Annotated in this window: 15 protein-coding genes; 5 read left to right on the forward strand and 10 right to left on the reverse strand. The window is 76.2% G+C overall.

The annotated features are described in order from the left end of the window. Nucleotides 1-110: 110 nt before the first annotated feature. From prfB to BMX65_RS30390, 4 genes are all read right to left on the reverse strand, one after another. Nucleotides 111-1,226 (reverse strand): peptide chain release factor 2, encoded by a 1,116-nt coding sequence (gene prfB, locus BMX65_RS30375; RefSeq protein ID WP_075003570.1) that lies wholly within the window; start codon nt 1,224-1,226, stop codon nt 111-113. A 35-nt stretch (nt 1,227-1,261) separates the two neighbouring features. Next, nucleotides 1,262-2,035, reverse strand: coding sequence for a 2OG-Fe dioxygenase family protein (locus tag BMX65_RS30380; protein ID WP_075003571.1), 774 nt, complete (start codon nt 2,033-2,035; stop codon nt 1,262-1,264). A gap of 167 nt (nt 2,036-2,202) precedes the next feature. Continuing rightward, the gene (locus tag BMX65_RS30385; protein ID WP_075003572.1) at nt 2,203-3,534 is read right to left on the reverse strand and encodes a serine/threonine-protein kinase; all 1,332 of its coding nucleotides are present in this window, start codon (nt 3,532-3,534) and stop codon (nt 2,203-2,205) included. A gap of 165 nt (nt 3,535-3,699) precedes the next feature. After that, nucleotides 3,700-5,421 (reverse strand): serine/threonine-protein kinase, encoded by a 1,722-nt coding sequence (locus BMX65_RS30390; protein ID WP_075003573.1) that lies wholly within the window; start codon nt 5,419-5,421, stop codon nt 3,700-3,702. 374 nt (nt 5,422-5,795) lie between these two features. Here BMX65_RS30390 and BMX65_RS33855 point away from each other — a divergent pair, with 374 nt between their 5' ends. Further along, nucleotides 5,796-10,157, forward strand: a complete 4,362-nt coding sequence (locus tag BMX65_RS33855; protein ID WP_079172152.1) for an FHA domain-containing protein — start codon at nt 5,796-5,798, stop codon at nt 10,155-10,157. Nucleotides 10,158-10,312: 155 nt separating this feature from the next. Here the strand turns inward: BMX65_RS33855 and BMX65_RS34215 are convergent, their stop codons facing one another. The 3 genes from BMX65_RS34215 to BMX65_RS30420 all read right to left on the reverse strand — a co-directional run bounded on the left by BMX65_RS34215 (nt 10,313) and on the right by BMX65_RS30420 (nt 12,764). After that, nucleotides 10,313-10,945, reverse strand: coding sequence for a GtrA family protein (locus tag BMX65_RS34215; RefSeq protein WP_338068965.1), 633 nt, complete (start codon nt 10,943-10,945; stop codon nt 10,313-10,315). 140 nt (nt 10,946-11,085) lie between these two features. Then, on the reverse strand, nt 11,086-12,171 hold the full coding sequence (locus BMX65_RS30415) for a decaprenyl-phosphate phosphoribosyltransferase (RefSeq protein ID WP_079172153.1): 1,086 nt from the start codon (nt 12,169-12,171) through the stop codon (nt 11,086-11,088). Then, a complete protein-coding gene (locus BMX65_RS30420; RefSeq protein WP_420856844.1) occupies nt 12,168-12,764 on the reverse strand; it encodes a phosphatase PAP2 family protein in 597 nt (198 codons plus the stop codon). Before BMX65_RS30420 ends, BMX65_RS30415 begins: the two co-directional genes overlap by 4 nt. 151 nt (nt 12,765-12,915) lie before the next feature. Between BMX65_RS30420 and dprE1 the strand changes: the two genes are divergently transcribed. The 4 genes from dprE1 (at nt 12,916) to BMX65_RS30440 (ending at nt 20,378) form a co-directional block, all read left to right on the forward strand. Continuing rightward, a complete protein-coding gene (gene dprE1 / locus BMX65_RS30425) occupies nt 12,916-14,322 on the forward strand; it encodes a decaprenylphosphoryl-beta-D-ribose oxidase (protein ID WP_075003594.1) in 1,407 nt (468 codons plus the stop codon). 208 nt (nt 14,323-14,530) lie between these two features. Continuing rightward, nucleotides 14,531-15,304, forward strand: coding sequence for a decaprenylphospho-beta-D-erythro-pentofuranosid-2-ulose 2-reductase (gene dprE2, locus BMX65_RS30430; protein WP_075003575.1), 774 nt, complete (start codon nt 14,531-14,533; stop codon nt 15,302-15,304). 272 nt (nt 15,305-15,576) lie between these two features. After that, nucleotides 15,577-18,042: a bifunctional glycosyltransferase/CDP-glycerol:glycerophosphate glycerophosphotransferase gene (locus tag BMX65_RS30435; RefSeq protein WP_075003576.1), complete on the forward strand. Its 2,466-nt coding sequence runs from the start codon at nt 15,577-15,579 to the stop codon at nt 18,040-18,042. Then, on the forward strand, nt 17,940-20,378 hold the full coding sequence (locus BMX65_RS30440; RefSeq protein ID WP_239502275.1) for a bifunctional glycosyltransferase/CDP-glycerol:glycerophosphate glycerophosphotransferase: 2,439 nt from the start codon (nt 17,940-17,942) through the stop codon (nt 20,376-20,378). Before BMX65_RS30435 ends, BMX65_RS30440 begins: the two co-directional genes overlap by 103 nt. Before the next feature lie 96 nt (nt 20,379-20,474). Here the strand turns inward: BMX65_RS30440 and BMX65_RS30445 are convergent, their stop codons facing one another. From BMX65_RS30445 to BMX65_RS33860, 3 genes are read right to left on the reverse strand one after another with little or no spacing between them, the layout of a single operon-like run. After that, complete coding sequence (locus BMX65_RS30445; protein ID WP_075003577.1) at nt 20,475-21,608, reverse strand: glycosyltransferase family 2 protein; 1,134 nt, start codon at nt 21,606-21,608, stop codon at nt 20,475-20,477. Further along, a complete protein-coding gene (locus BMX65_RS30450; RefSeq protein WP_239502281.1) occupies nt 21,605-22,885 on the reverse strand; it encodes a nucleotide sugar dehydrogenase in 1,281 nt (426 codons plus the stop codon). The genes BMX65_RS30445 and BMX65_RS30450 overlap by 4 nt, the downstream gene beginning before the upstream one ends. Continuing rightward, a complete protein-coding gene (locus tag BMX65_RS33860; protein WP_244905682.1) occupies nt 22,770-24,704 on the reverse strand; it encodes a glycosyltransferase in 1,935 nt (644 codons plus the stop codon). The genes BMX65_RS30450 and BMX65_RS33860 overlap by 116 nt, the downstream gene beginning before the upstream one ends. Between the last annotated feature and the right edge of the window lie 38 nt (nt 24,705-24,742).

Here is a 24,742-nt window from a genome sequence, read left to right on the forward strand (position 1 = left end):
CTCCTGACACAGGCATGCCGAGCCAACAGCTTTCCCCAGCCCACATATGCGCGTCAAGCGAAGATCCGTCGAACAGGGCCGACGCCTGCCCGACCTGGCCTGACGCGGCGTCAGCTCTGGGTCTGTTCCTGCTGCTTGCGCCAGCGGATACCGGCCTCCAGGAAGCTGTCGATGTCGCCGTCGAGCACGCCCTGCGGATTGCCCACCTCGTACTCCGTGCGCAGGTCCTTGACCATCTGATACGGGTGCAGGACGTACGAACGCATCTGGCTGCCCCAGGAGTTGCCGCCGTCGCCCTTGAGCGCGTCCATCTTGGCCTGCTCCTCCTGGCGGCGGTGGGCGAGCAGTCGCGCCTGCATGACGCGCATGGCAGCGGCGCGGTTCTGGATCTGGGACTTCTCGTTCTGGCAGGAGACGACGATCCCGGTCGGCAGGTGCGTCATGCGCACCGCGGAGTCCGTGGTGTTCACCGACTGGCCACCGGGGCCCGAGGAACGGAAGACATCGATCCGCAGCTCGTTCTCCGGGATGTCGATGTGGTCCACCTGCTCCACGACCGGAAGCACCTCGACCCCGGCGAACGAGGTCTGGCGGCGGCCCTGGTTGTCGAACGGCGAGATGCGCACCATCCGGTGGGTGCCCTGCTCCACCGAGAGCGTGCCGTAGGCGTACGGCGCCTTCACCGTGAAGGTCGCGGACTTGATGCCCGCCTCCTCCGCGTAGGAGATGTCGAACACCTCGGTGGGGTAGTCACGGCGCTCGGCCCAGCGCAGGTACATCCGCATCAGCTGCTCGGCGAAGTCGGCGGCGTCCACACCGCCCGCCTCGGCCCGGACGCTGACGACCGCCTCACGCGGGTCGTACTCGCCGGACAGCAGCGTGCGGACCTCCAGCTCGTCCACCGTCTTGCGGACCGCAGCCAGCTCGTTCTCCGCCTCGGCGCGGGCGTCCGCGTCGTCCTCGCTCTCGGCCAGCTCGAAGAGCACCCCGACGTCGTCGATACGCCCCCGCAGCTCCTCGACTCTGCGCAGCTGCCCCTGGAGGTAGGAGAGCCGACTGGTCAGCTTCTGCGCGTTCTCGACGTCGTCCCACAGGTCCGGGGCCGCCGCCTGCTCCTCGAGCGCGGCGATGTCTGACCGCATTTTGCCCAGGTCAAGGACGGCCTCGATCGACTCCATGGTGGAGGAGAGGGACTTCAGCTCTTCGGATACATCGACGACTGCCACGCTCCCCACCCTAACCGCAAGCCGCCACCCCAGCCCTAGCCCACTTGGGCGTCACGCTCCGCGCTGTGGTGTGCCGTCAGCGTGGTCACCAGGACGTCCCGGCGCGCGGGCCCGGTGGTCTCCGCGGGTCGGACGGCACCCACCTCGTGCAGGGTGGCCCGGTCGTCGCCGAGCAGCAGGCTGCCCGGCTCGTGCAGGGTGGCGGTCAGCAGCCGGGTGCCGTCGGGCGCGTAGACGGTGTGCTGCCCGCCGACGGCGTTCTGCCGGCCGACCAGCAGGGAGCTCACCAGCGTCGCCCCGGCACGGTGCCGCCCCTCGGGAACGGGCAGCACGGTCCGGTCGGCCGAGGCGACCACCCGGATCGGATGCACCCGGACGCTCCACACCTCGGCGTCCTGCAGACAGCTCGCGATCCGGCCCAGCATCCGCACCAGCGCCTTGAAGAGCGGGTCGGCCGCGAAGACGTCGGTCAGCGGCTCGATGTGGCCGTCGTCCCCGAGAGGGAGGGGACCGGTGTCCCCGGGTTGTGCGAAGGCCGGGTGCGGCGTCGGGCGCAGCGCACCGGTGCGGTCCAGCGAGAAGTGCCCGTAGCGGCGCAGGCGGTGCGTGGCGTCCCACGCGGCGTGACCGTCCGGCGCCAGGTCCTCCCAGTGCAGGCCGAACCGCCGCCAGTCGGCCGCATCGGCTCCCACGCAGCGGGAGACGGCCGCCGGCTCCAGCACATGGGCGTGCCGGGAGAGCAGCGCCTGCCGGGCCCGGGCGATCTCGCCCGCGCTGCGCAGCGTCGGAGCGCCCGCGAGGTCCTCCATGCGGCACCTCCTTCCACCCTGCCCGGTACGGCCGGTACGGCCCACCGCACCGAGTCGGTGCGCCCGGCGCGGCCGGTGCGGCCGGTGCGGGCGGCGCGCCGATCCGGCACGTCCAGGCTGCTACGCGCCGCCGCGCTCCGCATCCGGACCGCCGCACGGGCCTCCGGTCACTCCGTCGAGTACCCGGACGCGGGGGCCCGCAACGAGCCGGTGTCCTCCTCGGCGGTGGCCAGCCAGCCGCCCACCGCGAGGGCCACGGCGGCCAGCGCGGCGACAGCGCCTATTTTCAGCCGTCGGCGCCGCACGGCGGTCCGGTGCCGCGCGGATCCGGCGCGCGCCTCACCCGCGGCGCGGGGTGTGCGTGCCGTGCCGTGCGCCCCGCCGGCCAGCTCGTCCTCGCCGGGCACCCGCATGCTCGTGTGGGTGTCCCGGTTCGCGTCGGGACCGACCCGCGAGTGGACGAGGGGCACGGCGCCCCCGCCCGCGGCGGCGACCACGCCGGGATCGGCACGCCGGTCGCGCGCCGCCCCACCGGCACCGCCCGCACGGTCCGCGCCCGGTGAGCGGTCGGAGTAGGCGTCGTCGCCCCCGTACTCGTCGGGCTCGCCGTACTCGCCGTACTCGCCGTACTCTCCGAATTCGTCGCCCTGCTCGTCGATGTCGAGCGGCGGCAGCCCCTCCAGGGCCGGCAGCAGCTCGCGCAGCCGGGCCGCCAGCTCCGCGGCACGCAGCCGGGAGGCGGGCGCCTTGGCGAGGCACTGGTGGACGAGCTGCCACAGCTCGTCCGGGATGCCGGGCAGCGGCGCCACGGTCTCGGTCACATGTCTGCGCAGCACCGCACCGGGGTGGCCGCCGCCGAACGGCGTGAAGCCCGCCAGCAGTTCGTAGACGACGGTCGCCAGCGCGTAGATGTCGACGGCGGCACGCGGCGGCAGCCCCTCGACGATCTCCGGCGCCAGGTAGTCGGGGGTGCCGATGATCGAGGTGGCGCGGGTGCGGCTGGGCGAGTCGATGAGCTTGGCGACGCCGAAGTCGGTCAGCAGCGCGGGCGGCGCTCCGCCGGGCCCTTCCAGCGCCAGCGCGTCGAGCAGCACGTTCTCCGGCTTCACGTCCCGGTGCACCAGCCCGGCGGCGTGCGCGGCGGCCAGCGCGTCGGCCACGTCGGCGGCGACGGCGACCGCAGCGGCGGGTGCCAGTCGGCGGTCCCGCTCCAGGCGGGTGCGCAGATCGGTCCCCCGCACCAGGTCCATGACCAGGGCCAGTTCGTTGCCGTCCACCACCAGGTCGCGCACGCCGACGACGCGCGGATGGTCGAGGCACAGCAGCGCACTGCGCTCCTGCACGAACCGCTCGACCAGGTCCTGGTCGGAGGCGAGGTCCTCACGCAGCAACTTGATGGCGACGGGACCCTCCGGTCCGTCACCGAGCCACACTGTTCCGGCGCTGCCGCGGCCGAGGATGCGGTGTGCCGTGTAGCGACTGCCGATCTTCCGTGCCATGGCGACAAAGCTACGCGGCGGGGCCCGGGTTGGGAGCCCCGGATGCCGGTAACTGTCACTTCTGTGGGGGAAATCCCCCTTCAGGTGTCGACAAATCCCCATGGTCGCCGGTGCTCGGGTCCGGCGCCCCGGGATTCCGGTTCGGCTGTCGGGCGGACCGGACCCTCAGTTGTTGACCTTGTCGAAGAAGTCCCCGATCTCGCGGAACACGTCCTTCGTGGACTCCCAGAAACTCTTGCCGTCGGCCCACCACTGCGGAGCATCCGTCAGGTTCCAGATCAGCACTCCGGCCACCACGAGGATGACGATGAGGAACAGGCACCCCTTGAGGCAGCCCAGCCCCGGGATGCGCATGGGGTTGGCGCTGCGCTGCCGGGGCTCGCGGCGCTGCCGGGGCTCGCGCGGCGGCCCCCCTTGCCGCGGATCCCGCTGCGGCCGGGGCTCCCGGCCCCTGGGCGGCTGCGGCTCGTAGCGCTGCGGGGGCTGTTGCGCGGGCGGCTGCTGCCCGTACTGGCCGTACTGCCCCTGCCGGCCGTACTGCTGCCCGTAGTCCTGGCGGCCGGGAGGCGGCGGCGGGGCCTGCCGCTGGGGACGGCGGCGCAGCGGATCCATGCTGGGGTCGAGCGGCTGGAACTGGGTCTGCTCGTTGCGGTCCCGGGCCGCGCGCAACTGGCTCTCCCACGGGTGGGGGCCGTCCTGCTGCGGAGCTCCGCCCTGCGGCGGACCGCCCGGAACCGGCGGCATGACCCGGGTGGAGTCGGCACTGCCGCCCTGACCCCCTTGGCCGCCCTGGCCGTAACCGCCCTGCGGACTGCCGGTCTGCGGCAGCACATTGGTCTCGGCCGACGGGTCGTACGGGCCGGGTGCGCCGTGCGGGCCGCCGGTCTGCGGCAGCACGTCGGTCTGCGCCGCGGGATCGTACTGCCCGCCACCCCCCGCCGGGGCGCCGGGCGCGGAACCCGGAACGGGTGCGGGCGCGGGGTCCGGCGCCAGCAGCGCGGCCACCCCGAGCGCGGCACCGGCGGCCTGCGGCGTGGCCTGGGCGCCGATGCCGCCCGCGACGGCGCGCAGGCCGCGCGCCAGGTTCTCCGCGCTGGGCCGCTCGTCGGGGTTCTTGCGCAGGCAGTGCTCGATGACCGTCCACAGCGGGTCGGGGAGGTTCGCGGGGCGCTCGGGCTCCTGCGCCAGATGCTGGTGCAGGACGGCGAGGGCGCTGTCCCCGCTGAACGGCGGATAGCCGCTGACCAGCTCGTACAGCAGGATGCCCGCGCCGTAGACGTCCACCGCCGAGGTCTGCGGGCGACCCTCGGCCGACTCCGGCGCGACGTAGGCAGGGGTGCCGACGAACTCCTGGGTGCGGGTCAGCCCGGGCGAGTCGGCGAGCCGGGCGATGCCGAAGTCGGTGAGCATCGGGCGCATGCCGTTCCCGTCCTCGGTGAGCAGGACGTTCGCGGGCTTCAGGTCCCGGTGCACGACGCCGTCGGCGTGGCTGGCGGCCAGTGCGTCGGCCACCTGTGCGGTGACCAGGCAGGCGGCGATGGGCGAGAACGGGCCGTTCTCCCGCAGGTAGCGATGCAGGTCGGGGCCCTCGACGAGGTCCATCACGAGCGCCAGCAGATCGCCTTCGACCACGAGGTCGCGGGTTCTGACGATGTTGTGGTGCGTCAGCCGCAGCAGCACGGAGCGCTCCCGCAGGAAGCGCATCACCACGTCGGGGTCGTTGGCCAGCTCCTCCTTGAGGACCTTGATCGCGACGGTCTCGCCGGGCTGCCCGGCCACCGCCGCCTCCGAGCCCGCCGTCTCGCGCTGGCGGGCCCGCCAGACGGTGCCCGTGGCGCCGCGCCCCAGCGGCTCTTCGAGCAGGTACTTGCTGCCTACCGGCCGCACGTCATGCGCTCCCTGGTCTCGTTCTGCAATCCCGCCCACAATAGTGCCGCCGCGCAAGGCGGCGCCGAGGCCCGCACCCGCTCCCGGGCACGCGCGTGCCGGCGCACCGCACCGGACACGAGCCAGTGCCCGGTGGGCACGCCTGGCCGGACGACTCCCCCGGAAGACGCACGCGGGGTGGCGATGGTTGCGGCGGCGCCGTCGCCCGGTCAAGATCATCAGCGCGGCAGAATCAGGCGGATGGCCAGGACCGGCTCCGCTGTCGGTCGCGGGTGCGAGTATGCATGCAGTGGTACGGACGATGTGCCGGCGCGTGAGCGCGGTGGGTGGGCTGCCCGCCGAGCGCGCGGCGCGGACGGGACCTGGAGGCGCAGATGCAGATCCGGCTGACTGTCGCGCCGGCGCCACGTGGCGCGCGCGGCACGGCGGACGCGGGCGGGGGCCGCACGGGACCGGCCGCACACCCCGCCACCCGGCCGCAGTCGGCGCAGCCCCACCCGGCCCAGCCGGCCGGACAGGCGAACGTACTGGTCACGGCACCGGCGGGCACCGTGCTCTCGGCGGTGACCAGCGCGCTGGCGACCTCGGCCGCGGCAGCGCTGGCCGCCGCGCCCTCCGCGTCCGGCCCGTCCGGGGGTTCCGGACCCTCCGGGGGTGAGGCGGCGGGCCAGGAGGAGGCCGCGCAGGAGCCGGTGGTCGTCTACGCCGGGACCCGGCGGCTCGACCCGCACCGCCAGATCATCGGCGAGCCCCCGCTGCTGGACGGCGCGCTCATCTCTCTGCACGCCCCCGTCGCTCCTGCCGCGCTCCCCGCGCACGGCGCCGCCGTCACGGCACTGACGGCGTACGGCTCGGCCCGAGCCCGGCTGCACGTCACCGGCGGCCCCGACGCGGGCGGCATCCACCTGCTGCAGGGCGGCACGGTCCACCTCGGGCGCTCCGCGGAGGCCGACGTCCCGCTGGACGACCCCGACGTCTCCCGGCTGCACTGCGCCGTCACCGTGACCGACGGCGGCACGGTCACCGTCACCGACCTCGGCTCCACCAACGGCACCACGGTCGACGGCGCTCCGGTCGGCCGGCAGCCCGTCCTGCTGCGCCCCGGCGCCACGCTGCGCATCGGCGAGACGACCGTCCGGCTGGAGGCCGCCGCCCGCACCGGCCCGCACGCGGACGCCGCCGGGGCGGATCCGTCCGCGTCCGGCCAAGACGCGCCGCTGGCCCTGCCCACGGCGCCGGACGGCGAGGGACGGCTCCGCCTCGCCCCCCTCGCCCCCGAGCGGCCCGCCGGGGTCGGCGCCGCCGCCGGACCGGGCACGGGGACGGGCACGGGCGCGGGCGCGGGGACGGCCGCATCCGGCGACGTGCCCGGTCCCCGCGAGGGCTCCGGCCGAGGGACCGAGCACTGGGGTACGGGAGACGGCCCGGGCCGCTCCGCGCACTCCTACGCACCGGCGTCCGGCGGCCCCTTCCCCGGGGCCGGCATGACGCACAGCGCGGGCCTCGTACCACCCGGCGGCCCCGATGCCGGTGCCGCCCGACCGGCGGCGGACGGCGGGGAGGCCGCGGCCCGCAGAAGCCGGGGACTGAGTGCCTGGGCACGGCGCCTCACGGCCCGCGCGGAGCCCGCCGGGCCCGGCGCGGCGCCCGGCGGCGGATCGCGGCACCCCGACCCGGACCCGCACGGGCCGACGCGCTACGGCTCCGGCACCGCGAGCGGCTACGCGGCGCACCCGGCCGAGGGCTTCGGGAACCGTCAGGAGGCCGCAGCCGACAGCCTGTCCACGCCGCCCGGCAGTGCGAAGCGCTGGCCGGACCCGGCCTCGGTGCTGCTGAGCGCCCTGGGCCCGGGCCCTCGGCTGTGGGAGCGGGGCCCGGACCATCCGGACGCGCTGACGGTGCGGCTCGGCATCGCGCACCGCAGCGGCGGGCACGGCGATGCGGTCACCGCCGACCTGCGCCGGGCGGGCGCGCTCGGGCTGGCGGGACCACGGGCGCGGCTGGCCGGACTGGCACGGTCCGTGCTCGCGCAGTTGACGGCCCTGCACGGGCCCAGCGCACTGGAGGTCGTCCTGCTGTCGGCCGACCCGGCGCGCAGCGCCCGGGAGCGGCAGCAGGAGTGGGCGTGGCTCGGCTGGCTGCCCCATCTGCGTCCGGCGCACGGCCAGGACTGCGGGCTGCTGACGGCCTACGACCACGACCAGGCGGCCGCGCGCACCGCGGAGCTGGTACGGCGGCTGGAGGCCCAGGGCTCGGCCCCCCGCCGCGCGGGCGCCCGCGGCCCCGCCGCGGTCGTGGTGGTGGACGGCGACCCCGGATCCGCGGAGCTGCGCGCGTGCGCGGCCCGGCTGGCGCGGGAGGGCCCGGCCGCGGGTATCCATCTGCTCTGCCTGGCCGAGACGCCGCCCGCCAGTCCGTCCTCGCCCCTGACCGCGACCCTCGAAGCGGCGAACGACGCCTGCCCCGGGTTCGCCGAGTGCGGCACGGTGGCGCTGCTGAGCGGCGACGTCGCCACGGCGGTCAAGGTCCTGCACCCCGCCCGCCGGGCCGCACCGCACGGCACCCCGGAGAGTCCGGACGGACCGGCCGATCGGACCGGACGGACCGGCGGCCGGGACGGGCAGGCCGCACGGGACGACGGGCGGAACGGCGGACAGGACGCATACGCTCCCCGGGACGCACACGCTCCCCGGGACGGACACAGCGCCCCGGCGCGCGGACAGAAGCGGCAGGACGGCGGCCGGGACCCGGCTCCTGCCGGGGCGGCGCCTGCGGCTCCCGGCGGAGAAGCTGCGCTCCGCGGAGAAGCCGCGGCTCCCGGCGGGGAACCGCAGGACAGGCCCGGACCGGCCGCGGCGGGAGGCGCCCCGGGGGCGCCGGGCGGGCCCGTGGCCACCGTGGACGCGGTGTCGGCGGCGTGGGCCGAGCGGTTCGCCCGGGCGCTGGCCCCGCTGCGGGAACCGGAGGGCACGGGGGCCGACACCTCGGCGGCCCCGACCGTGACCCTGCCGGAGCAGTGCCGGCTGCTGGAGGAGCTGGGGCTGGCCCGGGCGACCCCGGCCGCGCTGCTCGCCCGCTGGTCGGAGCGGGCCGCCGTCACGGGCCGGGTCCCGCTGGTGTTCGGTGCCGGTCCGCACGGACCGCTGGAGGCCGACCTCTCGGACCTGTCGGCGCTGCCCGCCGGGATGGCACCCGCCGTCCCCGAGGGCGACTCCGGCGGAGCGGGCCGCGCCCTGCCGGGGCACGCCTTCGTCAGCGGCGGCCCCGGATCCGGCAAGACCGAACTGCTCCGCTCGCTGGCGGCCTCCCTCGCCGCCGGGGAACGCCCGGACCGGCTCGCGCTGGTGCTGGTGGACGGCGCGGGTGCGGACGCCGGGGACGGGCTGCGGGTGTGCGAGGAACTGCCGCACACCACCGCGCGGCTGACGGCGGGCGACCCGGTGCGGATGCGGCAGTTCGCGCAGTCGCTGAGCGCCGAGCTGAAGCGGCGGGCCGAGCTGATCGGTGACGAGAGCAGCTTCGAGGAGTATGTGCGGTCGGCCGCCCGCCCCTCCGGACGGGTGGTGGCGCCGCGGCAGGCGCCGGAGCGGGGACCGGTACGGGAGGCGGCCGCCGAGCCGCGGGCCGGGGAGGACGTGCAGGTCCCGGCCCCCGCCCGGGCGCCCGAGGAGCGGGCTGCCGTGGCCGCCCAGCGGCCCCGGGGGCACGGCGGCGGAGCCCCGGAGGACCGCGCCGCAGGCGGGAGCGGAGCCCAGGGCGGCGGAAGGCCCGGAGCCGGAGGCGGCGGAGGGCTGGAGGCGCTGCCGCAGCAGGCCGGAGCACCTGACGAGCCCGTCGGGGCGCTCTCCGCGGCCGAGGGCGGGGCGGCCCGGCGGCCGGACCCGGGCGACCGGTCCGGCCAGGCCGGCACCGGCGGAGCCCCGGAGCCCGAGCCGGACGGCACCCGGCGCACGCTCCGGCTGCGGCGCACCGACCCGCGGCCCGGGGACCGGCTCCCCGCGGACGCGGAACCGGGTACGGAGGCGGCATCCCGCGCCGAGGCAGCCCGGGCCGAGGCGTCCCGTACGGAAGGATCCCGCGCCGAAGGGCCCCGTGCTGCGGCGTCCCGCAGCGATTCCCGGTATGCCGAGGGGCAGGACGGCGACGCCGCGGCGCCCTCGCTGACCTCGCCCTCCCCGCTGGGCCCCGGCGGCGTGCCGCCCCGGCTCGTGGTGCTGGTGGACGACTTCGACACGCTGGTCGACCCGGCGCTGGGCAACCCCGGCCGCCCCGCGGCCGGTTCGGTGGTCCGGGCGCTGGAGGCGGTGGCCCGGGCGGGGAGCCGGCTCGGCGTGCATGTGATCGCGGCGACCGGCCGCGCCGACCGGACGGTGCACACGGCACCGGCCCGTACGGCGGCGCTGCACGTGGAGCTGACCGGCGGCGAACGCGGCGCGGAGGGCACCCCGCGCGGCCGGGGCACGCTGACGCTGCGTCAGCGCCGGGGCCCGGAGGGCACCGTGGTCGGCGGAGTGCCGGTCGCCTTCCAGGCGGGCCGGGTCACCGGCCGGATCCCCCGGACGGCGACACTGCGGCCCACGGTGGTGCCGTTGGACTGGGCGCGCGCCGGGGATCCGCCCGCGCGCCGCCAGGTGCGGGAGCTGGGCAACGGGCCGACCGATCTGGCGCTGCTGGCCAGCGCGATGGAGCGGGCGGCCCGCCAGGTGGCTCCGGGAGCCGCATCGGGCCCGGCGTAGGCGCGTGCGCCCGGCGAAGGCGCATCGGCACAGGCGCATCGGGCCCGGCGTAGGCGCGTGCGCCCGGCGAAGGCGCATCGGCACAGGCGCATCGGGCCCGGCGCAGGCACAGTGCGCCCGGCGACGGGCGGATCTCCGGGGCGGCCGTCTGCCCGTCACCCGGCCCCCGCCCCGCCGTCGATCCGCGACCGCTCCCACGTGGCCGACGCGCCGTCCGTGCCGGACGCACCCTCGGGCACGGCGGCGGCGGACCGGCCGGCGGCGGCGGACCGGCCGGAGGCAGCGGACCGGCCGGACGCGGCGGTCCCGGCGTGCCCGGTCACCCGGGCTGGTCCCCGCATGCCGGAGAAGACCAGGGTGCGCGTCCCCCAGAAGCGGACGGCGGTCCCCAGCACCAGACCCACTCCGGCGCCGGAGACGACGTCGGCGAGGGTGGAGGTCAGTCCCAACACCTGCCGGGAGACACCGAGGCAGCCGAGCTGCACGGCCCCGCCCGCCGCGTTGACCAGGACGAAGACGCCGAACCTCCGCCAGCCTCCGGTCACCCGGCGGCCGCGCAGCCGGTAGGGGCCCAGCGCGTTGCCGGTGTAGGCGACGGCGACGCCCGCCACGAAGGACAGGGCCTTGGCGTACATCGGATCCATCCCGACAGGGCCGCGCAGCCAGAGGAAGCCGCCGAGGTCGGCGAGGAAGGCGAAGACACCGACGGCGGCGAACCCGGCGAGCTCCGCGCAGAAGGCGCGGAGCCGCGGCGGCAGCCGGGAGGCGGGGGCGCTCCGCGCCCTCACGGCGCGGCCCCTCCGCCCCCCGGCCCCTCGGACGCGCACGGCTCCGGCCTCGCCGACGCGCACGGCTCCGGACCGCCAGGACACACCCGGTTCCGGGCGCGCCGACGCGCACGGCTCCGGAGCTCGCGGACGCGCACGGTCTACATCCCCGCGACCGACAGCCCGTACAGCGCGGCCCAGCACAGTGCGGTGACCGCCAGCGGACGGTCGCGCAGCAGGACGTCCTCGGGGGAGCCGGACGCACCGCGGTCGGTGAAGACGGCGTACCGCAGCACCGCCAGGATCAGCGGCACCATGGAGAGCTGCCGGCACAGTGTGGCCCCGGCGCCGGTGCCGTCCTCCAGCGCCCACAGGCAGTAGGCGAGCACTGCGGCTCCGGCGGCGAGCTGCCAGACGAAGCGCAGGTAGCCGACGGTGTACTCGCGCAGCAGTGCCCGGGTGCCCCCCTCGCCCTCGCCCATCAGCAGCGCCTCCGAGTAGCGCTTGCCCGCCACCATGAACAGGGCGCCGAACCCGGCGGTGATCAGGAACCAGCGGGAGAGCGGAATACCGAGCGCCAGCCCACCGGACATCGCGCGCATCACGAACCCGGCGGTCACCACGGCCAGGTCGACCACCAGGACGCGCTTGAGCCGCAGGCAGTAGGCGATCTGCATGACCACGTAGCCCGCGAGCAGCGCCGCGGTCCCGGTGTTGCACAGCAGCGCGGCGGCCGTGGTGGAGGCCAGGGCGAGGACGGTGCCGAGGGCGTAGGCGAGGGGCACCGGCACGGTTCCGGCCGCGACGGGGCGGCGGCACTTGTCGGGGTGGGCCCGGTCGGCCTCCGCGTCGCGGGCGTCGTTGAGCAGGTAGACGGCCGCCGCTGCCGCGGTGAACAGGGCGAAGACGAGGGCGAGCGCGAGGACCGTGTGCACCGCTGCCAGCTCCCCGGCGGCGGCGGGCGCCGCGAGGACGAGGAGGTTCTTCACCCACTGGCGGGGCCGTACGGTCAGCAGCAGTCCGCCGGGGAGGGTCCCGGCGAACCCGGTCGGCCGCCCGGTGGCCGGGGCGGCGCGAACGGCGAGGCGCGGCTCGGAAGCCGGTCCCGCGGTCGGTCCCGCGGTCGGTCCCGCGCTCTGCTCGGCTGCCGGCTCCGCCGTCTGCCCGGCGGTCTGCTCGGCGCCGGGACCCGCGGCCCCGGCGGACCGGTGCCCGGGGGAGCCGGCCAGCGTGGAGCGTTCGGTCATCCGACCGCCCCCTCCGCGTTCCGCGCCCCCTCCGCGTTCCGCGCTGCCGCAGCGGGGCCGGGCACGACCTGCGACGGTGCACCCTCCGGCCGGGCGGCCGCACCCAGCCGGACGACCAGCGCGCCCAGCGCCGCGCCCGCCACCACGTCCGAGGGGTAGTGCACACCGGCGACCAGCCGGGAGACGCAGATCAGCGCGGCCAGCGCGGCCAGCGGCGTCCCCAGCCGCAGTCCGCCCAGGGCCAGCGCCGCAGCACCGGAGGAGGCGGCGTGCGAACTGGGGAAGGAGTGCCGCCCGGCCGTCCGTACGAGCGGGGCGCGGCCCGCCGGCTCGGGGCGCGGGCGGCGCACGACCCGCTTGATCCCCATGCTGGCCAGATGCGCGGCACCCACGAGCCCGGTGCCCCGGAGCCAGCGCTCCCGCTGCGTACGGTCCGTGGCGGCGCCGGCGAGTCCGACCAGCAGCCAGACGGCCGCGTGCTCCCCGCTCCAGGACAGCGCGCGGGCGGCGCCGGCCACGCGGGCGTCGGCCGCGCAGTCGCCCAGAGCGCACAACAGCCGCCGCTCCCACTGTCGTACCGCTTTCGCTGCCACGCTCCGACTCTGCCGCGCCAGGCGCCGCCGCAGGCCGAGCCGCGACCCGACACACGCCGTTTCACCCTTTCAGCGACCTTTGGACGACACCGGCGAGGTCTCCGGCACAGCCTCCCCTGCCGGGCATTTCCTGGCGCTTACCGTCACGTCCATGCCCGCTCAGCACCTCCAGCGCGACGTGTCCGCACCGCCCGACCGCAGCGCCCGGCTGCTGACCGGCTGGGGCGGCACCGCCCCCACCGGCGCCCGGGTGCTGCGGCCGGGCACCCGCCAGGAGGCGGTGGCGGCGGTCCTGGAGTGCGGGGCGCGCGGCAGCATCCCGCGCGGCCTGGGCCGGGCCTACGGCGATGCGGCGCAGAACGCGGGCGGCACCGTCCTGGACACCACGGGGCTGGACCGGGTGCTGGCGGTCGACGCGGTCGGGGGGACGGTGACCTGCGAGGCGGGGGTCAGCCTGCACCGGCTGATGACGGTCCTGCTGCCGCTGGGCTGGTTCGTACCGGTGACTCCGGGGACCCGCTATGTGACGGTCGGCGGCGCGATCGGCGCGGACATCCACGGCAAGAACCACCATCTCTCGGGGTCCTTCAGCCGCCATGTGCGCTCCCTGGAGCTGCTGACGGCGGACGGGCAGGTGCGGACGGTCGTGCCGGGTACCGAACTGTTCGACGCCACGGCGGGCGGAATGGGCCTGACCGGGCTGGTGCTGAGCGCGACGGTGGAGCTGCTGCCGGTGGAGACGTCGCTGATGGCGGTGGACACCGAGCGGCTCCCCGACCTGGACTCGCTGCTGGCCACGCTGACCGCGAGCGACCACCGCCACCGCTACTCGGTGGCCTGGATCGACCTGCTGGCGCGCGGCACGGCGGCCGGACGCGCTGTGCTGACCCGCGGCGACCACGCGCCGCTGGCCGCGCTGCAGGGACCGGGGCGTGCGGCCCGCGCGGCGCGCAGCGATCCGCTGGCCTTCCGGCCCGGACAGTTGCCGCCCGCGCCGCGCACCGTGCCGGGTGGGCTGCTGCGCGGCAGTACGGTCTCGGCCTTCAACAAGTTCTGGTACCACAAGGCGCCGCGCCGCCGGAGGGGCGAACTCCAGCGGCTCGCCTCCTTCTTCCACCCGCTGGACGGGCTGCCGCACTGGAACCGGGTCTACGGCAGCGCGGGGTTCGTGCAGTGGCAGTGCGTGGTGGGGCACGAGCACGACGACGCGCTGCGCCGCATCGTGCGGCTGATCTCGCGCCGCTCCTGCCCTTCCTTCCTCGCCGTCCTCAAGCGGTTCGGCGCCGGGGACCCGGGGTGGCTCTCGTTCCCCGCGGAGGGCTGGACGCTGGCGCTGGACATCCCGGCCGGGCTGCCGGGGCTGGCGGACTTCCTCGACCTGCTGGACGAGGAGGTCGCGCTGGCCGGAGGACGGCTGTACCTGGCCAAGGACGCGCGCATGCGGCCCGAGCTGCTGGCCGGGATGTATCCGCGGCTGGCCGACTTCCGGGAGCTGCGCGCCCGGCTGGACCCGCGCGGCGTCTTCACCTCGGATCTGGCCCGGCGGCTGGCCCTGTGACGCCCGCGCCCGGCCGGACACCTCCCGGCCCCGCGTCTCCCGGTCCCGCGCCTCCCGGTCCCGCGCCTCCCGGTCCCGCGCCTCCCGGCGCCGCGCACCCCGTGCACCCTCACCCCGCCCATCCGGCCCCGCGCATCCGGCCGGACCCCGCGCACCCCGCCTCCGCGCATCCCGAACCGGCATCCCGGAAGAACACTCAGGAGCACACATGAAGGACGCCTTCGGTTCCCCGCAGTCGCTGCTCGTCCTGGGCGGCACGTCCGAGATCGCGCTGGCTGCGGTGCGCCGCTTCATGGCCCGCCGCGCCCGCACGGTCTGGCTCGCGGGGCGGCCCGGACCGGCGCTGGACGCGGCGGCGACCGGGCTCCGGGAGGAGGCGGCGGCGCACGGCGCGGAGGTCGCCGTGCGCACGGTCCCGTTCGACGCGCTGGCCCCCGAGACGCACGAGGAGGTGCTGGAGAAGGTCTTCGCGGAGGGCGACATCGACCTGGTCCTGCTCGCCTTCGGGGTGCTGGGCGACCAGCTCCGCGACGAGCAGGACCCGATGGCGGCCGTGCGCCTCACCCGGACGAACTACACCGGCGCCGTCTCCTCCGGGCTGGTGTGCGCGAAGGCGCTGCGCGCCCAGGGGCACGGCTCGCTGGTGGTGCTCTCCTCGGTCGCCGGGGAGCGGGCGCGCCGGGCCAACTTCCTCTACGGGTCCAGCAAGGCGGGGCTGGACGCGTTCGCGCAGGGCCTGGGGGACGCGCTGCACGGCACGGGGGCGCATGTGCTGGTGGTGCGGCCCGGGTTCGTGCACACCCGGATGACGGCGGGGCGGACGCCCGCGCCGCTGGCCACCACGCCGGGCGCGGTGGCGGAGGCGATCGAGCACGGGGTGCGGCGCCGGGCGCGGACGGTGTGGGTGCCCGCCGCGCTGGGGCCGGTCATGAGCGTGCTGCGGCACCTGCCGCGCAGCGTCTTCCGGCGGCTGCCGGGCTGAGGGCGGGGCGCCCGCCCGCCCTGGGCGGGAAGGCGTTCCGGGGCACCAGGGCACCTCCGGGGCGGCTGGAGGGCCCGCTCCGCGGCGGACGGAGAGCGGCGTCCCGAGGCGGCCGAAGGGCGGTGCTCCGGGCCGGACAGCTCGGAGTGGGCGCACGGGGTACGGAGCGGCGCCGGGATGTGCCCTCGTCCGGCGTATGGGATAAATCAGATGATTCACCCCTGTCGAGCGAGGCAGCCGCCCCTGCTCCCCGTCGACCCCGCGGAACCGCCATGCCCCGTTTCAGCGTGATCGTCCCCGCCCACCAGGTGCAGGCGTATCTGCACGAGTGCCTGGACTCCGTGCTCGGGCAGTGCTTCGGGGACCTCGAACTCATCGCCGTCGACGACCGCTCGCCTGACTCCAGCGGCGAGATCCTGGACGCCTACGCCGCTGCCGACCCACGGGTGACCGTCATCCATCTGGCGGAGAACATCGGCCTGGGCCCGGCCCGCAACACCGGCACCGCCCGCGCCCGCGGCGACTACGTCCTCTACCTCGACAGCGACGACACCATGGCCCCGGGCACCCTGCGCGCCCTGGCCGAACGCCTGTCGGAGACCAGCGACCCGGACATCCTGCTGTTCGACTTCGCTCCCGCCTACTGGGACGGCTCGCTCGGCCCCCCGGCCCACCCCGAGCTGCTCACCCCCGGCGCCGGGCCCGGCGTGTGCACCCTCGACGAGCGGCCCGAGCTGCTCCGGCTCACCGCCGTCGCCTGGAACAAGGCGTACCGCCGCGCCTTCCTGCTCCGCGAGCGGCTCGCCTTCCCGCCCGGCACCTACGAGGACACCCCCTGGACGTTCCCGGCGCTGCTCACCGCACGCACCCTCGGCACGCTGGACCGGGTGTGCGTGCACTACCGCCAGCGCCGCGGCGGCAGCATCCTGACGACCACCGGACGCCGCCACTTCGACGTCTTCGACCAGTACGACCGGCTGTTCGCGTTCCTGGCAGCGCGCCCCGGACTGGACCGCTGGCATCAGGCCCTCCACCAGCGGATGACCGACCACTTCGCCACCATCCACAGCACCCCCGGCAGGCTGCCCGGGTCGGCGCGCGCCGAGTTCCTGCACCGCGCGCGGGCCCACTGCCGCCGCCACCGGCCCGCATCCGCGGCGGGCCGCGCGGCCGTGCCGCCGGGCCGGCGGCTGCGCCGGATGCTGGTACGGCACGGGGCACACCACGCCTTCCGGCTGCTCGCGCACGCGGGCCGCGCCCGCCGCCTGCTGGGCGCCCGGCTGCGCCGCGCACGCCGGGTGCTGCGCAAGGCGCTGCTGCGCGGGCACTACCTGCTCCAGCGCCACCGCCCCCTCGATCGGGACCTGGCCGTCTTCTCCGCCTACTGGGACCGCGGCTACTCCTGCCATCCGGCGGCCATCGAGGCCAAGGCCCGCGAGCTGGTCCCGGACATCCGCACCGCGTGGATATGCCCGCCCGACCACGCGCACACCCTCCCGCCCGGCGTACGGCGGCTGCAGCCGGGATCGGCGGCGTACTGGACGGCGCTCGCCCGGGCCCGCTTCCTGGTCAGCAACGTCAACCTGCCGCACAGCTACCGCAAACGGCCCGGACAGCTCCTGCTCCAGACCCATCACGGCACCCCGCTCAAGCACATGGGGCTCGACCTGATGGCCTATCCGGCCGCCGCCGACGGCATGGACTTCGGCAGGCTGCTGGAGCACACCGACCGCTGGGACTACAGCCTCTCCGGCAACCCGCACTCCACGCTGGTGTGGGAGCGCGCCTACCCCTCGCCGTACACGACGCTGGAGTTCGGGCAGCCACGCAACGACGTCCTGCAGACCGCGACCGCCGCCGACGTCGCCCGCCTCCGAGCCGCGCTGGGCATACCCGACCGAGTGACGGCCGTGCTGTACGCGCCCACCCACCGCGACCACCGGCCCGGCCGGCAGCCCTGGCTCGACCTGGCACGACTGGTGGCGACGCTGGGCCCGTCCTTCGTCCTCCTGGCACGTGCCCACTACTTCCATGCCGGCCAGGGGCTGCCCTGCGAGCCGCCCGGCGGGCTGCTCGACGTGTCGGACCACCCGTCGGTCGAGGAGCTGTTCCTGGCCTCGGACGTGCTGGTCACCGACTATTCGTCGCTGATGTTCGACTACGCCAACCTCGACCGGCCGCTGGTCGTCCACGCACCCGACTGGGAGACCTACCGGGAGACCCGCGGCACCTACTTCGACGTGACGGCGGCCGCGCCGGGCCCGGTGGCCCGCAGCGAGGACGAACTGATCGACATCCTCGCCACCGGCGCGCACACCACCGAGCACGCGCGCGCCCTGCGCGCCGCCTTCCGGCAGCGGTTCTGCCCCTGGGACGACGGGCACGCGGCCGAACGCGTGGTCCGGCACGTCTTCCTCGGCACCGCAACCGGCACCGCAACCGGCACCGGTCCCGGCCTCGGCACCGCAGCCGGCTCCGCCGCGCCCCCGGGCGCCACCGTCCCCGCGGCGGTGCCGCCCCTCGTACCGCTCGCCGAGCGGCACCCCGCGCCCGCACCGGGCTCCGGCGGCGGTCCCGGACCGGGCGCCGCACCTCTCACGCCCCTTGCTCCCCCCGCAGCGAAGGACTGGTGGTCATGCCCCGCTTCAGCGTCGTCGTACCGGTGTTCAAGGTCCAGGGCTACCTGCGCGAGTGTCTCGACTCGGTGCTCGGCCAGTCCTGCACCGACCTGGAGGTGATAGCCGTCGACGACCGCTCCCCCGACCACAGCGGCGCCATCCTGGACGAGTACGCGGCCCGCGACTCCCGGGTGCGGGTGCTGCACCTGGCCGAGAACGGCGGACTGGGCCGGGCCCGGAACACCGGTGTCGATCACGCACGCGGCGACTACCTGCTCTTCCTCGACAGCGACGACAGCCTCCTGCCGGGCGCCCTGGCCGCGATCGACCGGCAACTGGCCGCCTGCGGCGGCCCGGACGTGCTGGTCTTCGACCACCAGCGCTCCTACTGGGACGGGCGCGCCGAGGCCAGTTGCTACGGGGACCAGCTCGCCGGGGTCGGCACCCAGACCTTCACCGCCGCCGAACACCCCGAGCTGCTCACCCTCTTCCACGTCGCCTGGAACAAGGCGTACCGGCGCGCCTTCTACCTGCGCGAGGGGCTGCGCTTCGAACCCGGCCTGTACGAGGACGCGCCGCTCTCGAACGAGGCGCTGGTGTGCGCCGGATCCATCGGCTGCCTGCCGCGCGTGTGCGTCGACTACCGGCAGCGGCACCAGGGCGCCATCACCCGCTCACCGGGCCGGGCGCACTTCGACATCTTCCCGCAGTACGCCTCGCTCTTCGCCTTCCTGGAGCGCCGCCCCGAACTGGCCCGGCACCGGCCGCTGCTGTTCGAGCGGGCCGTCTCGCACCTGGTCTTCTGCATCCGGCGCAAGGAGCGGGTGCGCCCGGCCGACCGGCGCGCCTTCTTCCGGGAGGCGGCGCGGCTCTACCGCGAGCATCTGCCCGACGGCTTCACCCCGCCGCCGCGGCGGGCACGGGACTGCCGGCTGCTGGCCCTCGACGCCTATCCGCTGTTCGCGGCGCGGGAGGCGGTGCGCCGCGCCGCCGGGCGCGCCCGGTCCGCGGCCCGCGCGGCCCGTCCGCGGCTCGCACGGGCCGGGCACCGGCTCTACTACGCCGTGCAGCGGCGGCTGCCCGGCTATCCGGACGTGGCCGTCTACTCCGCGTACTGGAACCGCGGAGTGGCCTGCAATCCGCAGGCGATCGAGGCCGCGGCCCGGCGGTTGGCGCCGCGGCTGCACAGTGTGTGGGTCGTCCGCCCGGACGCGGTGCCCGCGCTGCCGCCCGGCACCGACCATGTGGTGCCCGGCTCCCGGCGCTACTGGCGGATGCTGGCCCGCGCCCGGTACTTCGTCAACAACGTCAATTTCCCCGACCACCTGGTGAAGCGGCCGGGCCAGGTGCATCTGATGACCCACCACGGCACTCCGCTCAAGACGATGGGCCTGGACCAGCAGCCGTACCCGGCGGCCGCGCAGATGGACTTCGGCAAGCTGCTGCGCCGGGTGGAGCGGTGGGACGTGAGCCTCACCGCCAATCCGCACTCGGCCGAGGTGTGGGACCGGGTCTTCCCCTCCGGCTACGAGGACCTGTCCGCGGGCTACCCGCGCAACGACCGGTTCACGACCGCCACCGCGGAGGAGGTCGCGGCGGTCCGCGCCCGGCTCGGCATCCCGCGCGGCCGGATCGCCCTGCTGTACGCGCCGACCGCGCGCGACTACCGCAGGGGCTTCGTCCCCCGCCTCGATCTGGAGCGGCTGAGCGCCGGGCTGGGCGAGGAGTACGTACTGCTGGTGCGCACCCACTACTACTACAGGCGGGACGCGGTGCTGCGCGATCTGCACGCGCGCGGGCTGGTGCGCGACGTCTCCCGGCACCCTTCGGTCGAGGACCTGTGCCTGGCGGCGGACGCGCTGATCACGGACTACTCGTCGCTGATGTTCGACTACGCCAATCTCGACCGGCCGCTGGTCGTCCACGCACCCGACTGGGAGAGCTACCGCGACGCCCGCGGCACCTACTTCGACCTGCTCTCCGGCCGGGCGGGCGAGACCCCGGGCCCGGTCACCCGAACCGAGGACGAGCTGACGGCGGTCTTCCGCAGCGGCACCTGGCGCGGTCCGGAGGCCCGGGCGCTGCGCGGTGCCTTCCGGGAGCGGTTCTGCCCCTGGGACGACGGGCTCGCCGCCGAACGCGCGGTGCGCAGGGTGCTGCTGGGCGAGGACGCGGCGGCGCTGCCGCCGGTGGTGCCGCTCGCGGAACGGCGCCCGGCGCCCACCCCGGAGCAGGCCGAGGCGGCCCTCGCGGCGGAAGCGGCAGGAGCGGCAGGACCGGACCCGGCCGGGAACGGGCCGGCTCCGACCGGAACCGGGGCGGAGCCGACCGGAGCCGAGGCGGAGCCGACCGGAGCCGGGGCGGAGACGGCCCGGCCCCGGGCCCGGAAACTGGGCGCGGTGACCGGGGGTGCGGGCGGTGCCGAGCCGCCGCCCGCGCCGGAGGCGCTCAACTGACGGGCACGCCGGAGGCGCTCAACCGACGAGCATGCCGGAGGCGCTCAACCGACCGGCACGCCGGAGGCACCCCACCGACCGGCATGCCCGAGGCACTCAACCGACCGGCTGCCGGCCCCCGCCCCGCGGGGGCCGGCCGGCGCCGCCCGGACCGCGCAGCCAGCGCACCAGCGAGGCGCGGCCCGCGGGCGTGACCGGGCGCGAGGTCCGCTCGGGATCGGCGGCGATCTCGGCGCACAGGGCTGCCACCTCGCCCCGCCACGCCAGTTCCAGGGTGCGGCGGCGGCGCGGGTCGAGCCGTTCCAGCACCCCGTCGCCGTACGCCCCGATCAGCCGGGCGGCCCCGGTGCACACGGCCTGCCGCACCTCGTGGTCGAGGGCGGGGAAGTCCGCGCCGAAGAGCTGGAAGACCTCGACGTGGAAGTGCCGCTTGTGGAAGGCGTCCCGCAGCGGGCCGGGCGGCAGGAAGCGGCAGGCGGCCTCGAAGAGCCGCTCGGCGCAGTGCAGCCGGACCTCGGGCCCGGCCCGGTAGGTGATGTTGCTGGAGTCGGCCCGGCGGACGGCGAAGTAGTGCGGCTGGTCGGCCAGCACCGAGATCCGGGCCGCGCGCACGCACGCCTCCAGCACGAACGGCTGGTCGCTGAAGGCGGGCATCGACTCGTCGTAGCGGATGCCGTGCTCCTCGACCAGGGTGCGGCGGAAGAGCTTGGTGTTGGACAGTGCCCACGGCAGCCCGTCGCCGACCAGCCGGATCACCGGCGTGGAGCGGCTGAACACACCGGTGGGGACGGTGCGTTCGCCGACCGGGACCATCTTGCACAGCAGCACGTCCGACCGGCAGTCGTCGGCCATGGCCACCATGCGCTCCAGCGCCTCGGGGGCGAGGTGGTCGTCGGCGCCGAGGAAGAAGACGTAGCGGCCGCGCGCCCGCTCCAGGCCCTGGTTGCAGGGCGCGGCCGGGCCGCCGGAGTTGGTCCGGCGCACGGTGGTGAACAGGTCCGGGTGCTGCGCGGCGAAGCGGGCGATCTCCTCGGTGCTGCCGTCGGTGGAGCCGTCGTCGACGACGATCACCTCCATCCGCCGCGGCCCGATCGTCTGCTCGACGAGCGAGGAGAGGCAGCGGGTGAGGTAGGGCATGGTGTCGAAGGCGGCGACGACGACGCTGACGTCGGGGCCGGCGGCCCCGTCCGGCCCGGCGGTGCCGGACGCCGCCCGGCTGTCCGTGCTCATACCGCCACCGCCTCCCGGCCGCCGCCGTCCCCGACGACCACCCGCCGCACACCCGCCCACAGTGCCGGGTCGGTGACGCGGCGGCCGTCGACCAGGACGCGCACGCCGGGCAGCCGGTCGGCGGACAGCTCCCGGTAGGCGGCGTGGTCGGTCTGGACCACGGCCGCGGTCACCGGCTGCCCGGTGTGCGGGCGCAGCCCCATGTCGGCCAGCTCGTGCGGCGCGTACAGCGGGTCGGACACGTACGGGCGCGCGCCCCGCTCGCGGAGCGCGGCCACCGTGGGGAAGACACCGGAGAAGGCGGTCTCCTTCACCCCGCCCCGGTAGGCCGCGCCGAGCACCAGCACGTCGGCGCCGCGCAGTTCGCCGTAGGCGTCGGCCAGCAGGTCGACGGCGTGCGCGGGCATGGCCTCGTTCGTCTCGCGCGCGGCGCGGACGACGGCCGCCTCCGGATCGTTCCACAGGTACATCCGCGGGTAGACCGGGATGCAGTGGCCCCCCACGGCGATGCCCGGGCGGTGGATGTGGCTGTAGGGCTGGGTGTTGCAGGCGTCGATGACGGCGTCGATGTCCACGCCGGACCGGTCGGCGAACCGCGCGAACTGGTTGGCCAGCGCGATGTTGACGTCCCGGTAGGTGGTCTCGGCGAGCTTGGCCAGCTCGGCGGCCTCTGCCGAGCCCAGGTCCCACACCCCGTTGGGCCGGGGCAGTTCCTCGCGGACGTCGAAGTCGAGCACCGACTCGTAGAACCGCACTCCGTCCTTGGCCGAGTGCGGGCCGATCCCGCCGACCAGCTTGGGGTAGCGGCGCAGGTCGGCGAAGACCCGGCCGGTGAAGACCCGCTCGGGGGAGAAGACCAGGGAGAAGTCCCGCTCGGGCAGCAGTCCCGAGTCCTGCGCCAGCAGCGGCGCGAACCGGTCGCGGGTGGTGCCCACCGGCAGCGTCGTCTCGTAGCTGACCAGCGTGCCGGGGCGCAGCCCGGCGGCGACGGCGCGGGTCGCGGCGTCCATCGCCCGGAAGTCGGGGGTACCGCGCTCGTCGACGAACAGCGGGACGACGAGCACGACGGCCTCCGCATCGGAGACGGCCGCCGCGGTGTCGGTCGTCGCGGCCAGCCGGCCCGCCTGCACCGCCTCGGCCAGCCCTTCCGCCAGCCCCTCCTCACCGGGGAACGGCACCGCCGCGTCGTTGACGCTCGCGACCACGCGCGCGTCGGTGTCCGCGCCCGTCACCTGATGTCCCTTGGCCGCGAACTGGACGGCCAGTGGCAGCCCGATCTTCCCGAGCGCCACCACGCAGATCCGCATTCCCGTCTCCTTCCGGCTGCTCCTGATGGTCGGGTCGCTCCGGCGCCGCCTGGTGCAGCAGCCGGGCGTAGATCCGGTCGAGCGTGCGGGCCTGGGCCTCCCAGGTCCACTGCTCCAGCAGGCCCGGACGCTCGTAGGCCGCCCGGTAGCGCTCCGGAGCGGCGAGCACCGCGCGCACGGCGCGGACGTAGTCGGCGGTGTCCTCCGCGCGGAAGACCTCGCCCTGGCCGGTCTCCCGGGTGGTGGCGGCCATCGTCCTGACGTCGCTGACCACCAGCGGCAGCCGGGCGTGCGCGTACTCGAAGAACTTGGTGATCAGCGCGATCTCGTGGTTCGTCCAGTGGTGCAGCGGGATCGCGCCCGCGTCCGCCTCCGCGAGGAAGGGGACGACCTGCCGGTAGGGCACGTACGGCAGGACGTGCAGCCGTTCGGCGGCCCCCAGCTCCGCCGCTCGCGCGCGCAGTTCGCGCAGGTATCCGGCGGAGGGCCGGGGCACGACCAGCGCCGTGTGCACCTCGGGCAGTTCGGCCAGCGCCTCCACCATCGTGCCCAGCCCGCGCTGCGGGGCTGCCGCGCCGCTGTAGACGACCAGCGGGGTCCCGGTGCCGATGCCGCAGAGCGCACGCAGGCTCGGCACGCCGTCCCCGCCGTCCCCGCCGTCCCCGGCGTCCCTGCCGTCCGTGCCGTCCCCGGCATCCCTGCCGTCCCTGCCGTCCGTGCCGTCGGGCGACCCGGTCCCGGTGCCGGAGGGCGCCGGGCTTCCCGGCCCGGGGCGGCCTGCGGCGGCACTCGCGGGGGCGCCTGTGTCGGTGGTGGCGGCGGTGCCGGTGGCGGCGGCGTGCGCCTCCGGCGCGTTGAGGACGACGGCCGGTTCCTCGGCGAGCCCGTGCGCCTCGCGCAGCAGCGCGGCCAGGGTGCCGGAGACGGTGACGGCGGCGTCCGCGCAGGGCGCGTACTCGCGCTCGTGCGCCAGATGGGCCGGCAGCCACCGCACGTCGTGCTGCCAGGGCCGGACACCGGGCAGGTACTCGTGCGCGTCCCACACCAGCTTCACCGCCCGCCCGGCCGCCGCCGCCCGGACCTTGGCGCGGGCACCCACCCCCAGCATCCGGAAGTCGTGGGCGTGGATCAGGTCGGGCCGCAGCTCGTCCACGGTCCGCCCGTAGGCGAGTTCGAAGTCGTAGAGGGCGGGCCACAGCCGCCGCCAGCAGCGCTCCTCGAGGGCGCGCCGCCACACGGCCACAGCCGCCCGGTCCAGCGGGCTGCCGGTGCCGCGCAGCGCGGTCCCCCGGTCGAGCTGGCGGGTGCGGAAGCCCACCCAGCGCTGGGCGAGCCGGGCGGCGGCCCGCGGACCGGCCAGCCGCGCCGCGGCGTACACCGCCGACCGCCGGTCGGCGGCCAGCGCGGCGCGGCGGGTGCGCAGTTCGTCACGCCACGCCTTGACGCGCTGCGCGCGGTAGGGCGCGGTGGCCGGCCCGTAGGCCAGCGGCCGGGTCAGCAGGGGGCGCCGGGCGGCGCGCGGCGGGCGGGCGAGCGGGGTCGGCACGGGCAGCAGCCGCACCTGCGCCCCGCCCAGCCGCCAGGACGCGGGCCGCCCGTCGGGGGAGCGGCCCAGCAGCACCACCTCCCACCCGGCAGCGGCGGCCGACCGGGCGGTCTTCTGCACCCGGGAGTCGCCCTCCACCCCGTTGCAGACCAGCATCACGATCCGGCCCCGCCGCCCGGTGGGCGCGGACCGCTGCTCCGCGCCCGGTGTGCCGTCCGTGCCGGCTCCGCTGTCGAACTCCACGGGTGTCCCCTTCTGTTGTCGGCCGTCTGTTGCCGGCC

This window comes from Streptomyces qinglanensis (genome assembly GCF_900111245.1).
Lineage (GTDB): Bacteria > Actinomycetota > Actinomycetes > Streptomycetales > Streptomycetaceae > Streptomyces > Streptomyces qinglanensis.